The sequence below is a fragment of the Pseudomonas sp. Sample_10 genome (assembly GCF_004321495.1).
GTDB lineage: Bacteria > Pseudomonadota > Gammaproteobacteria > Pseudomonadales > Pseudomonadaceae > Aquipseudomonas.
Map to the genome: position 1 here is coordinate 19,036 of NZ_RCOE01000207.1, position 14,667 is coordinate 33,702.

Below are 14,667 nucleotides of genomic sequence, written 5' to 3' on the forward strand. Positions count from 1 at the left end.
AGCCACGGAACACAAGGGATAGACTGTTCACAATCGATAGAAAAAATGTCTACAATTTTTTATCAATGTGCCACTTGCAGCATCGCCGGATCGGTCAGCGGCAACACCCAGCGCGCCTGACCCTCCTTGAGACCGCCACGACGGGAACGGTCCAGCACCCAGCCACGCGCCTCAATCTGCTTGCCCTTGAGACTTTCCAGCGAGGCCACATCGAATCGGGTCAGCAAGTTGGGTGCAACGCGCAATACAACCGAGTCCTGCAACTCGATCCAAATCCCGCCACGATTGCGCTGAACCCTGCTCACACGGCCACTGAGCAAAGCGAATCCGGAAACGCTGATTTGATCCGCCTGCAACACGGGCGACCGGCGCCACACGCCGAGTCCGGAATGGCGGGCACCGCGTTCCGCAGCCTGCTGACAGTCGATCAGATCGGTATTCGGCGCGACTGCCACGAGAAACCCCAGGCCTTCGGCGAGCATTTGCGCTTCGAGGTTGGCGCCGTCGGCACCATAGACATGGGCCAACGTCCGGCCATAGCGGTCTTTGCTTTCTTTGCCGGGCCGCAGGCCGACTCGCCCATCACTCGCCGCCACCAAATCTTCCAGGCGCTTTCGTGCAGCGACGGCGAACGGCTCGTCGGAGCGCCCTTTCTTGCCCAACTCCGGCGTATTCAAGCCGATCATGCGCACATTGCGACCATCGCTCAGGCGCAGCGTGTCGCCGTCGACCACTCGCTGGACTGCGACCGATGCCAGCCCGGCCGGAGCCGGACAAAAGGCCTGGGCCGCTGAGAGCCAAATCGCAGACAGAAAAAAGGCGCCCGCAAGGGACGCCTTTTTCATCAGCATGGAAAAACCGCAACGGCCTCCCAAGTTGATCGGCCTTAGGCCTTTTTCGCGCCGAAAGCACCGAAACGGTCTGCGAAGCGCTGAACGCGGCCGCCAGTGTCCAGAGTCTTCTGCTTACCGGTGTAGAACGGGTGGCATTCGTTGCAAACGTCGATCGCCAGGGCTTTGCCGAAGGTCGAACGGGTTTCGAACTTGTTGCCGCAGCTGCAGGTAACAGCAACTGCTGGGTATTCTGGATGGATATCAGCTTTCATGGTGTTTTCCTCAGGCTAGCGTGCCGCCACCCAACACTATTGTTGAATACCGCACGTAATTAGGCCGCGGATTCTACCAGACAATGCCAATCACGCAAGCTGTCCCTCAAACCGGTCGTCTGCTAGGCTCGCGGCCTGCTACTTCACCCCTACATCGAGAAAACGCGTGCCCGACGCCATTCTGCGCCTCGCCCTGCCTTCGCCGCTGCGCCGCCTGTTCGACTACCGCGCTCCGGCCGGCGTGCGGCGCGAACAGTTGCACCCCTGCATGCGCCTGCGAGTGCCATTTGGCCGTCGCGAGATGATTGGGATCCTGGTGGAAGTCACCGACACCAGCGAAGTGCCAGCGGAAAAACTCAAGCCCGCGCTGGCCTTGCTCGACGCCACACCACCACTTCCCCCGGCGTTATTCAAGTTGTGCCTGTGGACCTCCCAGTATTACCAGCACAGCCTCGGCGATACCTTGAGCTGGGCCTTGCCCGTATTGCTGCGCCAGGGCGAACTGGCCGAAGCGCGGCAGGAACGCTTCTGGTCTGCCGCGCCGGGTGCGAGTCTCGATGACCCGCGTATCGCCCGCGCCCCGCGCCAGCGTGAAGCTTTGGCGACACTGGCGCAGCACCCCCATGGCGTCGCTCACCAGTTGCTGAGCAAGCTGATGCTGAGCAAAGACAGCCTGGATTTGCTGCTGGCCAAGGATCTGGTGCAAGTTGAAATCCGCCGCCACGCGCCTGGTGTCCGCCATGAACACTGGCTGGCCCAGCCCGAATTGCCGCTCAACGCGGAACAGCGTGCAGCGTACGAAGCGATCCGCGCCGGGTTCGACAGTTATCACGCTTTTCTGCTGGCCGGTGTCACCGGCAGCGGCAAGACCGAAGTCTACTTGCAGCTGATCCGCGAGACCCTTGAGGCCGGCAAGCAAGCGTTAGTGCTGATCCCGGAAATCAATCTCGGTCCGCAAACCCTGGCGCGATTCGAGCAGCGCTTCAATGCGCGCATCGCGCTGATCCACTCGGCGGTCAACGACCGCGAACGCCTTGAGGCCTGGCTCGCCGCCCGAGATGGCGAAGCCGACATTATTATCGGCACCCGCTCGGCGCTGTTCACACCGATGAAAAACCCGGGGCTGATCATCATCGACGAGGAGCATGACGGCTCCTATAAACAGCAGGAAGGCCTGCGCTACCATGCCCGCGACCTGGCATTGGTGCGGGCACGGCAGGAAAACATCCCGATCGTGCTCGGCTCGGCCACGCCCTCTCTGGAAAGCCTGCACAACGCCTATACCGGTCGCTACGGCTTGCTGCGACTGAATGAACGCGCTGGCGGTGCCAAGCAACCGCGCTTCCTGCGCCTGGATGTGAAGAGCCGTCCGCTGGACAGCGGCATTTCCGGGCCGATGCAACAAGCCATCGGCCAGACCCTGGCTGCCGGTCAGCAGGTGCTGGTGTTCCTCAATCGCCGAGGCTTTGCGCCGACCCTGCTTTGCCATGACTGCGGCTGGATGTCCGAATGCCAGCGCTGCGATGCACGCATGACCGTGCACCAGCGTTACGGCGAACTGCGTTGCCACCATTGCGGCTATGTCGAACGCGTACCCCGCCAATGCCCTAAGTGCAACAAGGTCGACTTGCGCCCGGTGGGTGCCGGCACCGAACGGGCCGAAGAGCGTCTGGCGATCCTGTTTCCGGACTATCCGGTCCTGCGGGTCGACCGCGACAGTACCTCACGAAAGGACGCGATGAACCAGTTGTTCGCGACCATCCAGAAAGGCCAACCGTGCATTTTGATCGGCACGCAAATGCTTGCCAAAGGTCATCACTTTCCACGGGTAACGCTGGTGTCGATTCTCGACGCCGACGGCGGGCTGTTCTCCGGCGACTTCCGTGCCAGTGAACGCATGGCGCAATTGATTGTTCAGGTCGCGGGCCGCGCAGGCCGTGCCGAAGAACCGGGCAAGGTGATCATCCAGACGCATCTTGCTGACCATCCGCTGTTGATCCAACTGACCGAACAGGGCTATTTCGCCTTTGCCGAACAAGCCTTGAGCGAACGCCGCGCAGCGGGCTTGCCGCCGTTTGCGCACCTGGCGTTGCTGCGCGCCGAAGCGCATAAACCAGGGCAAGCGGAAGGCTTTCTCGATGAGGCGTGCAGCGAGGCCGAGCGCCTGCTGATCGAACAGAACCTGACCGGCATCGAGCTGCTGGGCCCGGTGCCAGCGCCGATGGAGCGCCGGGCAGGGCGGTATCGCGCGCAGTTGCTGTTGCAGGCGACCGCCCGGGCGCCGCTGCATCGATTGCTGGCCAGTTGGTTGCTGGTACTGGAGCAGATGCCGAGTGGGCGTGCGGTGCGCTGGTCTTTGGATGTTGATCCAGTCGATTTGTATTGATGACAACTGTGGCGAGGGAGCTCGCTCCCGCTCGACTGCAAAGCAGTCGTAAATATGGCACCTCGAGCCGTTCAGTGAGACCGCGGGGCCTGAATTCATGGCCGCTCCGCGCCCCACCGGGAGCAAGCTCCCTCGCCACAGGTTAATCGTCTGCCGTAAGTCCGCAATGAACCTACAATGGTTGGCAAGCCCGCTCCGGCAACGGATAATGCCCAGTTTTTCCACCAGCGCATGATGCGCCCGCCGCGCCAGCGGTCGAAAGAGAAGACCATGAAAGACACCATTCGCCAGCTGATCCAACAAGCCATCACCCAACTCGTCAACGAAGGTGTGTTGCCTGAAGGCCTGTCGCCGGCGATCCAGGTGGAAAACTCGCGCGACAAGAAAAACGGCGATTTCGCCAGCAACATCGCCATGATGCTGGCCAAACCGGCGGGCATGAAACCGCGCGACCTGGCGGAAAAAATCATCGCCGCGCTGCCGGCCGACGAAAACGTCAGCAAGACCGAAATCGCCGGTCCCGGCTTCCTGAATTTCTTCCAGAACACCGATGCCCTGGCCTCACGCCTCGACGCGGCCCTGGCCGATGGCAATATCGGCGTGCGCAAGGCTGGCCCGCTGCAGCGCACCGTGGTCGACCTGTCGGCACCGAACCTGGCCAAAGAGATGCACGTCGGCCACTTGCGCTCGACCATCATCGGCGACGGCGTGGCTCGCGTATTGGAGTTCCTGGGCGACACCGTGATCCGTCAGAACCACGTCGGCGACTGGGGCACCCAGTTCGGCATGCTGATGGCGTACCTGCAGGAAAACCCGATCACCAGCGACGAGCTGTCGGACCTGGAGAACTTCTACCGCGCCGCCAAGCAACGCTTCGACGAATCCGCAGAGTTCGCCGACCGCGCCCGCGGCCTGGTGGTCAAGTTGCAGGCTGGTGACGCCGACTGCCTGGCGCTGTGGACCAAGTTCAAGGACATCTCGCTGTCCCACTGCCAGAAAATCTACGAGCTGCTCAACGTCAAACTGACCATGGCCGACGTCATGGGTGAAAGTGCCTACAACGATGACCTGATCAACGTGGTCAACGACCTCAAGGCCGCCGGCATGCTGGTCGAGAGCAACGGCGCGCAATGCGTGTTCCTTGACGAGTTCAAGAATGCCGATGGCGACCCGCTGCCGGTGATCATCGTCAAGGCCGACGGCGGCTACCTCTACGCCACCACCGACCTGGCGGCCGTGCGCTACCGCAGCGGCACACTCAAGGCTGATCGCGCGCTGTACTTCGTCGACCAGCGTCAGGCCCTGCACTTCCAGCAAGTGTTCGCCGTGGCGCGCAAGGCCGGCTTCGTGACCCATCCGATGGAGATGGAACACATGGGCTTCGGCACCATGAACGGCGCCGATGGCCGTCCGTTCAAGACCCGAGACGGTGGCACCGTCAAGCTGATCGACCTGCTGACCGAAGCCCAGGAACGCGCCTACACCCTGGTGAAAGACAAGAACCCCGAGCTGGCCGAAGCCGAGTTGCGCAACATCGCCAAGGTGGTGGGCATCGGTGCGGTGAAATACGCCGACCTGTCCAAGCATCGCACCAGCGACTACAGCTTCAACTTCGACCTGATGCTCAACTTCGAAGGCAACACCGCGCCGTACTTGCTGTACGCCTACACCCGCGTGGCCGGTGTGTTCCGCAAACTCGGCAAGGACTTCAGCGAAGTCGAAGGCCAGATCGTGCTCGAAGCGGCCCACGAACATGAGTTGGCAGCGAAACTCGCGCAGTTCGGCGAGATCCTGAACAACGTGGCTGAAAAAGGCACGCCGCACATCCTCTGCACCTACCTGTACGACGTCGCCGGCCTGTTCTCCAGCTTCTACGAGAACTGCCCGATCCTCGCCGCCGACACCCCGGCGCAGATGCAGAGCCGTCTGCGTCTGGCCGCACTGACCGGTCGCACCCTCAAGCAAGGCCTGGAGCTGTTGGGTCTGGAAACTCTGGAGCGTATGTAAGTTGGCTGCCAAGAAAAAACCTGCACCCAAACGTGGCGCCAGCCGTTACCAAGCTCCAGCGAAGCAACCGATCCCGGGTTGGCTGTGGATGGCCATCGGCCTGACGGTCGGTGCATTCATCGTGTTCCTGATGAAACTGGAGCCGGGCAAAGGCAGCGATACGGTCAAGCGCGAGAAGGTCGAGCAACAGCAGAAAGCCAGCAAGATTGCCGAGGCCAACAAGACTCCGCCGAGCCCGACGCAACCGGTAAAGCCGAAATACGACTTCTACACCCTGCTGCCGGAATCGGAAGTCATCGTGCCGCCGGATGCCGTGCCGGAGAAAACCCTGCCGACGCCACAAGTGCCAGCCATTCCGACCACGCCGGTGACCCCGGCCGAAGCGGCGAAGATCGACACCGCCCGCGCCCAGGCAGCCCTGGCCGGCATTACGCCGCCACCCGCGCCACCTGTCACCAAGGCCGCGCCGGTAACCAAGTTCTTCCTGCAGGCCGGTTCGTTCCGCAAGGAGACTGATGCGGACAAGGTTCGAGCGCAGATCATCCTGCTCGGCCAGGCGGTGGCGGTGGAATCGGGAACGGTGAAAGACGAAACCTGGTACCGGGTGCTGGTCGGACCGTTCAGCAATCGCGAACAACTGACCACTGCACAGAAACAACTGGCCGGCGCCGGGTTCAGCAACCTGCTGTTACAACAACGCCAGAGCCGCTAACGCCGTGTTCGATCGTTCCCACGCTCTGCGTGGGAACGCCTCAAGGGACGCTCCGCGTTCCAGCGCCGGGAGGGACGCAGAGCGTCCCGGGCTGCATTCCCACGCAGAGCGTGGGAACGATCACGCTAAACACCGCTCGTCCCCTCTCCCGTCCCGCAGTTGAAATCCACTCCACCACCCCCATATGAAGGGGCATAAGGCATTTTCGCCCCGCTGCGTGGAGACTCTTCCCTTGACCACCATCGTTTCAGTTCGCCGCCACGGCAAAGTCGTCATGGGCGGCGACGGCCAGGTTTCGCTTGGCAACACCGTGATGAAAGGCAACGCGAAAAAAGTTCGTCGCCTGTACCACGGCCAGGTCATCGCCGGTTTTGCCGGTGCCACCGCTGACGCCTTTACCCTCTTCGAACGCTTCGAAGGCCAGCTGGAAAAACACCAGGGCCATCTGGTCCGCGCCGCTGTCGAGCTCGCCAAAGAATGGCGTACCGACCGTTCCTTGAGCCGCCTCGAAGCCATGCTCGCCGTCGCCAACAAAGACGCGTCCCTGATCATCACCGGCAACGGTGACGTGGTTGAACCCGAAGACGGTTTGATCGCCATGGGCTCCGGCGGCGCCTACGCTCAGGCAGCCGCCAGCGCGCTGCTGAAAAAAACCGATCTGTCGGCCCGGGAAATCGTCGAGACCGCTCTCGGCATCGCCGGCGACATCTGTGTATTCACCAACCACACCCAGACCATTGAGGAGCAGGACTGCGCCGAGTAAGCCCGTGCAGGCCATCGCGCCACGGCTCATTCTTGCTTGAGGTCCGCTAAATACTATGTCCATGACTCCCCGTGAAATCGTCCACGAACTCAATCGCCATATCATCGGCCAGGACGATGCCAAGCGCGCCGTCGCCATTGCCCTGCGCAATCGCTGGCGCCGGATGCAGCTGCCCGAAGAGCTGCGCGTCGAAGTAACGCCGAAGAACATCCTGATGATCGGCCCGACCGGTGTCGGTAAAACCGAGATCGCCCGGCGCCTGGCCAAGTTGGCCAATGCTCCGTTCATCAAGGTCGAAGCGACCAAGTTCACCGAAGTCGGCTACGTTGGCCGTGATGTCGAGTCGATCATTCGTGACCTTGCCGATGCGGCCATCAAGCTCTTGCGCGAGCAGGAAATCGTCAAGGTTCGCCACCGCGCCGAAGACGCCGCCGAAGAGCGCATCCTCGACGCCCTGCTGCCGCCTGCGCGCATGGGCTTCAGCAACGACGACACCCCGACAGCCGATTCCAACACCCGCCAACTGTTCCGCAAACGCCTGCGCGAAGGTCAGCTGGATGACAAGGAGATCGAAATCGAAGTCGCCGAAATGGCCGGCATCGAGATCGCCACGCCGCCGGGCATGGAAGAAATGACCAACCAGCTGCAAAGCCTGTTCGCCAACATGGGCAAGGGCAAAAAGAAGTCCCGCAAGCTCAAGGTCAAAGAAGCGCTGAAACTGGTGCGCGACGAAGAAGCCAGCCGCCTGGTCAACGATGAAGAGTTGAAGGCCAAGGCCCTGGAAGCGGTCGAACAGCACGGCATCGTGTTCATCGACGAAATCGACAAGGTCGCCAAGCGCGGCAATTCCGGTGGCGTCGACGTGTCCCGCGAAGGTGTGCAACGCGACCTGCTGCCGCTGATCGAAGGCTGCACCGTCAACACCAAGCTGGGCATGGTCAAGACCGACCACATCCTGTTCATTGCCTCCGGCGCCTTTCACCTGAGCAAGCCGAGCGACCTGGTGCCCGAGCTGCAAGGTCGCCTGCCGATTCGCGTCGAACTCAAGGCGCTGTCGCCGGAAGATTTCGAGCGCATCCTCAGCGAGCCGCACGCTTCGCTCACCGAGCAATATTGCGCACTGCTGAAAACCGAGGGCCTGGGCATCGAGTTCCAGCCGAGCGGCATCAAGCGCATCGCCGAGATCGCCTGGCAGGTCAACGAGAAAACCGAAAACATCGGTGCCCGTCGCCTGCACACGCTGCTCGAGCGCCTGCTGGAAGAGGTATCGTTCAGTGCCGGCGACCTGGCCAGCAGCCACGACGGCAAGGTCATCCAGATCGACGCTGACTACGTCAACAGCCACCTCGGTGAATTGGCGCAGAACGAAGACCTGTCCCGTTATATCCTGTAAGCCATGCGACCCCTTGTAGGAGCACAGCTTGCTGGCGATGGCGCATTTGAAATCGCCATCGCCGGCAAGCCGTGCTCCTACAGGTGGCTGACCATACGCCTACAGACGGATACCCGGTCATGATCCCCACCGACATCAAACTGCACAAAGCCTCGAAAACCCTGACGCTCAAATATGCGTCTGGCGAGGAATACACCCTTCCCGCGGAATTCCTGCGCGTGCACTCGCCTTCCGCCGAGGTCCAGGGCCACGGCAAACCCATCCTGCAATTTGGCAAGATCAACGTAGGACTGAGCAAGGTAGAACCGGCCGGTCAGTACGCACTTAAACTGACCTTCGACGACGGCCACGACAGCGGCCTGTTCACTTGGGAATATCTTTACGAGCTGGGGCGACGTCATGACGCACTCTGGGAAGATTATCTCGCAGAGCTCAAAGCCGCCGGAAAAACCCGCGACCCCAACGAATCTGTCGTCAAGCTGATGCTCTAGCCTGAGCCTCTTGCTCTTTAGAGGGCATTTTCTAATTTCATCTGTTTGAATGCTCCGCTTCAGCGCCGGTGATTGGCCTGCTTGCGAAAAAAATTAAACTCGGGTAACCAATGGAGCTGGCAAGTTCCCTGCAGTGTTCTCTGCGAACAAAAAGCAGCGATGCAGTATTAACGGTCACCCCGAGCAGTAGTACCTGGCATTGGCTGTGTGACTGCACAGCGAGGCCCCGGGTACTCGTCTCAGGACAATGGAGCGTCGTAGATGAGTAACAAGAATAACGATGACTTGAAGTATCAGGCCTCGGAAAACACCTTGGGACTGAATCCTGTCGTTGGGCTGCGTGGAAAGGATCTACTGGCTTCTGCTCGAATGGTGCTCAGGCAGGCCATCAAGCAACCGGTGCACAGCGCGAAACACGTTGCGCATTTCGGTCTTGAACTCAAGAACGTGCTGTTCGGTAAATCCGAACTGCAACCGAACAGCGATGACCGTCGCTTCACTGATCCGGCCTGGAGCCAGAACCCGCTCTACAAACGTTATCTGCAAACTTACCTGGCGTGGCGCAAGGAACTCCACGACTGGATTGACGAAAGCAACCTCCCGGCCAGCGATGCAGCTCGCGGGCACTTCGTGATCAACCTCATGACCGAAGCCATGGCCCCGACCAACAGCGCGGCCAACCCGGCAGCGGTCAAACGCTTCTTCGAAACCGGCGGCAAGAGCCTGCTCGACGGTCTCTCGCATCTGGCCAAGGACATGGTGCACAACGGCGGGATGCCGAGCCAGGTCAACATGGGCGCGTTCGAGGTCGGCAAGAGCCTGGGTGTGACCGAAGGCGCGGTGGTGTTCCGCAACGACGTGCTGGAGCTGATCCAATACAGGCCGATCACCGAGCAGGTCTACGAACGGCCACTGCTGGTGGTGCCGCCGCAAATCAACAAGTTCTACGTTTTCGACCTGAGCCCGGACAAGAGCCTGGCGCGATTCTGCCTTCGCAGCAACGTGCAGACTTTCATCGTCAGCTGGCGCAATCCGACCAAGGAACAGCGCGAATGGGGCCTGACGACCTATATCGATGCGCTCAAGGAAGCGGTTGACGTCGTCACCGCAATCACCGGCAGCAAGGACGTGAACATGCTCGGCGCCTGCTCCGGTGGCATCACTTGCACCGCACTGCTGGGTCATTACGCCGCGATCGGCGAGAACAAAGTCAATGCCCTCACCTTGCTGGTCAGCGTGCTCGATACGACCCTGGACAGCGACGTCGCCCTGTTCGTCAACGAACAGACGCTCGAAGCCGCCAAGCGCCACTCCTACCAGGCCGGCGTGCTGGAAGGCCGTGACATGGCGAAAGTCTTCGCCTGGATGCGTCCCAACGACTTGATCTGGAATTACTGGGTCAATAACTACTTGCTGGGCAATGAGCCTCCGGTCTTCGACATCCTGTTCTGGAACAACGACACCACGCGGTTGCCCGCAGCGTTCCACGGCGACCTGATCGAGATGTTCAAAAACAATCCATTGATTCGTCCGAATGCACTGGAAGTGTGCGGCACCGCTATTGACCTCAAGCAAGTGACGGCCGACATTTTTTGCCTGGCCGGCACCAACGACCACATCACCCCGTGGAAGTCCTGCTACAAGTCGGCGCAACTGTTCGGTGGCAACGTTGAATTCGTGCTGTCCAGCAGCGGGCATATCCAGAGCATCCTGAACCCGCCGGGCAATCCGAAATCCCGCTATATGACCAGCACCGAAATGGCGAGCACTGCAGATGAATGGCAAGAGAATGCCACCAAACACACCGATTCCTGGTGGCTGCATTGGCAGGCCTGGCAGGCCCAGCGTTCCGGCGAACTGAAAAAGGCCCCGACGAAACTCGGCAACAAGGCGTATCCGGCGGGCGAAGCTGCACCGGGCACGTATGTACATGAGCGGTAACTGACACACCCCGCTTCTGTAGGAGCGAGCCTGCTCGCTCCTACAGAAGCGGGGATGAATTCATAAACAGGGCCAGAGCATGCCGCAACCGTTCATATTCCGTACCGTCGACCTGGATGGTCAGACCCTCCGCACGGCGGTACGTCCCGGCAAGCCTCATTTGACGCCCTTGCTGATTTTCAATGGCATCGGCGCCAACCTTGAGCTGGTGTTTCCGTTTGTCGCAGCGCTGGATCCGGACCTGGAAGTGATTGCTTTCGATGTTCCCGGTGTCGGTGGTTCGTCGACGCCCAACCGGCCTTATCGCTTTCCCGGCCTGGCCAAGCTGACGGCGCGGATGCTCGATTATCTCGACTATGGTCAGGTCAACGTGATCGGTGTGTCGTGGGGCGGTGCCCTTGCGCAGCAATTCGCTTATGACTATCCGGAGCGCTGCAAGAAACTGGTGCTGGCGGCGACGGCGGCAGGCGCGGTGATGGTGCCGGGCAAGCCAAAAGTGCTGTGGATGATGGCCAGCCCGCGACGCTACATCCAGCCGTCTCACGTGATCCGCATTGCCCCGATGATCTACGGCGGCGCGTTCCGACGCGACCCGACGCTGGCCGCCAGCCATGCGGCGAAAGTGCGTTCGGCGGGCAAGCTCGGTTACTACTGGCAGCTGTTCGCCGGGCTCGGCTGGACCAGCATTCACTGGCTGCACAAGATCAATCAGCCGACCCTGGTGCTGGCGGGGGACGACGATCCGCTGATCCCTCTGGTCAACATGCGTCTACTGGCCTGGCGGATTCCCAATGCCCAGTTGCACATCATCGATGACGGGCACCTGTTCCTGATCACGCGTGCCGAAGCGGTGGCGCCGATCATCATGAAATTCCTCCAGGAAGAACGGCAGCGTGCCGTGATGCACCCGCATCCGGCGCCATTGGGCGGTTAACCGACGCATTGTCGGTCGGCAGGATGCCGCGCCGCGCAACAACCCGCTACAGCGTCTATGGTGTTCTGGTTCGGTGTGTTTGTTTTTGGCCTGAAGACGAAGGAGTGTTGACTGATGCGTGAAAAACCAGCGAGGGAGTCTTTGCCCACTCCCGCCGTGTTCATCAACGCACAGAGTGCGATTACCGGTCTGCGCGGCCGGGATCTGATTTCGACGTTGCGCAGTGTTGCTGTCCATGGCTTGCGCAACCCGGTACACACGGCTCGGCATGCCTTGAAACTGGGCGGGCAACTAGGGCGAGTGTTGTTGGGCGATACCCTGCACCCGACCAATCCGCACGACAGTCGATTCGCCGACCCGGCATGGAGCCTCAATCCGTTTTATCGTCGCAGCCTGCAGGCCTACCTGAGCTGGCAGAAAGAGGTCAAAAGCTGGATCGACCAAAGCACCATGAGCCCTGATGATCGTGCTCGTGCGCACTTTGCCTTCGCCCTGCTCAACGATGCCGTATCGCCATCCAACAGCCTGCTCAATCCCCTGGCGATCAAGGAAATCTTCAACACTGGCGGCAACAGCCTGGTGCGCGGCATCAGTCATCTGGTTGACGATCTGCTGCACAACGACGGCCTGCCCCGGCAGGTCACCAAACAGGCATTCGAGGTCGGCAAGACCGTCGCCACCACGACAGGCTTCGTGGTGTTTCGCAACGAATTGCTGGAGCTGATCCAGTACAAGCCGATGAGCGAAAAGCAGTACTCCAAACCGCTGCTGGTGGTGCCGCCGCAAATCAACAAGTACTACATTTTCGATCTGAGCCCGCACAACAGTTTCGTCCAGTTCGCGCTCAAGAATGGCTTGCAGACCTTCATGATCAGTTGGCGCAATCCGGATGTACGCCATCGCGAATGGGGACTGTCGACTTACGTTGAAGCGGTCGAAGAGGCCATGAACGTCTGCCGCGCGATCACCGGCGCCCGCGAGGTCAACCTGATGGGTGCCTGTGCCGGCGGACTGACCATCGCCGCCCTGCAAGGCCATCTGCAGGCCAAGCGCCAACTGCGCCGTGTCTCCAGCGCAACCTACCTGGTCAGCCTGCTCGACAGCGAGCTGGAGTCCCCGGCGACCTTGTTCGCCGACGAACAGACCCTGGAAGCCGCCAAACGTCGCTCCTATCAAAAAGGCGTGCTCGATGGCCGCGACATGGCCAAGGTCTTCGCCTGGATGCGCCCCAACGATTTGATCTGGAGTTACTTCGTCAACAATTACCTGCTGGGCAAGGAGCCGCCCGCCTTCGACATCCTCTACTGGAACAACGACAACACGCGCCTGCCGGCGGCTTTGCATGGTGACCTGCTGGACTTTTTCAAGCACAACCCGCTGAGCCATCCGGGCGGTCTCGAAGTGTGTGGCACGCCGATCGACTTGCAGAAGGTCACTGTCGACAGCTTCAGCGTCGCCGGAATCAACGACCACATCACGCCGTGGGATGCGGTGTACCGCTCAACGTTACTGCTGGGTGGCGAACGTCGCTTCGTCCTGTCCAACAGCGGCCATGTGCAGAGCATCCTCAACCCGCCGAGTAACCCGAAAGCCAATTACGTCGAGAATGGCAAATTGAGTAGCGACCCACGGGCCTGGTATTACGATGCCAAGCGTGTGGATGGCAGTTGGTGGACACAATGGCTGGACTGGATACAGCAACGCTCGGGTGCGCAAAAGGAAACCCACATGGCCCTCGGCAACCAGAACTATCCACCGATGGAGGCGGCGCCCGGTACTTACGTGCGCGTGCGCTGACGTTCAAACGAACCACGGCCGATGTCGGCCGTGGCAGGACCCGAACACTAAGAAGACTGGATGAAAACCCGCGACCGCATCCTCGAATGTGCCCTGCAGTTGTTCAATCAGAAGGGCGAACCGAACGTTTCCACCATGGAAGTTGCCAACGAAATGGGCATCAGCCCGGGCAACCTCTACTACCACTTCCACGGCAAGGAGCCATTGATCCTCGGGCTGTTCGAGCGCTTTCAGGCCGAATTGGCGCCGCTGCTCGACCCACCGGCGGACGTCGAGCTGGCCCCTGAAGATTACTGGCTGTTCCTGCACCTGATCGTCGAACGCCTGGCTCACTACCGGTTTCTGTTCCAGGACCTGTCGAATCTGGCAGGACGCCTGCCGAAACTGGCCAAAGGCATTCGCAACCTGCTAAACGGGCTCAAACGCACGCTGGCTTCATTGCTCGCGCGCTTGCAAGCTCAAGGGCTGCTGGTCAGCGATACCCAGGCACTGGGGCAACTGGTGGAGCAGATAACCATGACGCTGCTGTTCTCACTGGACTACCAGCGGATTCTCGATCGAGCGGGGGAAGTACGTCTGGTGGTGTACCAGATCATGATGCTGGTGGCGCCGCATCTGCTGCCATCGATGAAGGCTGCGACCGAGCAGATGGCGATGCAGTATCTGGAAGAACACGACTAGCCTCTTTAGGCATCGAGCAAGCTCGGCGCCTGCAGGGAACGCATAAAACCGTGCACAAACAAAAACGCCCGACCTTGGCAGATCGGGCGTGATCGTTCCCATGCTCCGCGTGGGAATGCAGCCGGTGACGCTCTGCGTCACTGCCGCAGTGGACGCGGAGCGTCCGTTGAAGCATTCCCACGCAGAGCGTGGCAGCGATCATCAGGAACAGAGCTTGCGCCTGCAGGGAACGCATAAAACCGTGCACAAACAAAAACGCCCGACCTTGGCAGATCGGGCGTAATCGTTCCCATGCTCCGCGTGGAAATGCACCCGGTGGCGCTCTGCGTTACTGCCGCAGTGGATGCGGAGCGTCCGTTGAGGCATTCCCACGCTGAGCGTGGGAACGATCATCAGGAACAGAGCTCGGCGCCTGCAGGGAACGCATAAAACCGTGCACAAACAAAAACGCCCGACC

At 60.7% G+C, this 14,667-nt stretch carries 12 protein-coding genes; 10 read left to right on the forward strand and 2 right to left on the reverse strand.

Translation table 11 applies throughout. From position 1 onward, the window contains the following. Positions 1-62: 62 nt before the first annotated feature. Entirely contained in the window at positions 63-851 is a 789-nt protein-coding gene (locus tag D8U18_RS20050; RefSeq protein WP_131108227.1) for a thermonuclease family protein, read from the reverse strand. 35 nt (positions 852-886) lie between these two features. Beyond that, positions 887-1,105: a 50S ribosomal protein L31 gene (gene rpmE / locus D8U18_RS20055; protein WP_008047849.1), complete on the reverse strand. Its 219-nt coding sequence runs from the start codon at positions 1,103-1,105 to the stop codon at positions 887-889. Positions 1,106-1,271: 166 nt separating this feature from the next. On the opposite strand from rpmE, the gene D8U18_RS20060 reads away from it, so the two are divergent. From D8U18_RS20060 to D8U18_RS20105, 10 genes are all read left to right on the forward strand, one after another. Next, positions 1,272-3,491 carry a primosomal protein N' gene (locus D8U18_RS20060; protein ID WP_131108228.1) on the forward strand — a complete coding sequence of 740 codons (2,220 nt, stop codon included), beginning with the start codon at positions 1,272-1,274 and terminating at the stop codon, positions 3,489-3,491. Positions 3,492-3,761: 270 nt separating this feature from the next. Further along, positions 3,762-5,498 carry an arginine--tRNA ligase gene (gene argS / locus D8U18_RS20065; protein ID WP_056852538.1) on the forward strand — a complete coding sequence of 579 codons (1,737 nt, stop codon included), beginning with the start codon at positions 3,762-3,764 and terminating at the stop codon, positions 5,496-5,498. 1 nt (position 5,499) lies between these two features. Further along, on the forward strand, positions 5,500-6,210 hold the full coding sequence (locus tag D8U18_RS20070; protein WP_056852256.1) for an SPOR domain-containing protein: 711 nt from the start codon (positions 5,500-5,502) through the stop codon (positions 6,208-6,210). A gap of 232 nt (positions 6,211-6,442) precedes the next feature. Continuing rightward, a complete protein-coding gene (gene hslV, locus D8U18_RS20075; RefSeq protein WP_007975582.1) occupies positions 6,443-6,973 on the forward strand; it encodes an ATP-dependent protease subunit HslV in 531 nt (176 codons plus the stop codon). A gap of 55 nt (positions 6,974-7,028) precedes the next feature. Then, complete coding sequence (gene hslU / locus D8U18_RS20080; RefSeq protein ID WP_056852255.1) at positions 7,029-8,366, forward strand: HslU--HslV peptidase ATPase subunit; 1,338 nt, start codon at positions 7,029-7,031, stop codon at positions 8,364-8,366. A gap of 119 nt (positions 8,367-8,485) precedes the next feature. Beyond that, on the forward strand, positions 8,486-8,857 hold the full coding sequence (locus D8U18_RS20085) for a DUF971 domain-containing protein (protein ID WP_056852254.1): 372 nt from the start codon (positions 8,486-8,488) through the stop codon (positions 8,855-8,857). 261 nt (positions 8,858-9,118) lie between these two features. Beyond that, on the forward strand, positions 9,119-10,798 hold the full coding sequence (gene phaC / locus D8U18_RS20090; RefSeq protein WP_130903897.1) for a class II poly(R)-hydroxyalkanoic acid synthase: 1,680 nt from the start codon (positions 9,119-9,121) through the stop codon (positions 10,796-10,798). A 79-nt stretch (positions 10,799-10,877) separates the two neighbouring features. Continuing rightward, positions 10,878-11,732 carry a poly(3-hydroxyalkanoate) depolymerase gene (gene phaZ / locus D8U18_RS20095; protein WP_056852252.1) on the forward strand — a complete coding sequence of 285 codons (855 nt, stop codon included), beginning with the start codon at positions 10,878-10,880 and terminating at the stop codon, positions 11,730-11,732. Positions 11,733-11,846: 114 nt separating this feature from the next. Beyond that, positions 11,847-13,529, forward strand: coding sequence for a class II poly(R)-hydroxyalkanoic acid synthase (gene phaC / locus D8U18_RS20100; RefSeq protein WP_131108229.1), 1,683 nt, complete (start codon positions 11,847-11,849; stop codon positions 13,527-13,529). Positions 13,530-13,589: 60 nt separating this feature from the next. Continuing rightward, the gene (locus tag D8U18_RS20105; RefSeq protein ID WP_056852250.1) at positions 13,590-14,210 is read left to right on the forward strand and encodes a TetR/AcrR family transcriptional regulator; all 621 of its coding nucleotides are present in this window, start codon (positions 13,590-13,592) and stop codon (positions 14,208-14,210) included. The last annotated feature ends 457 nt before the right edge of the window (positions 14,211-14,667 follow it).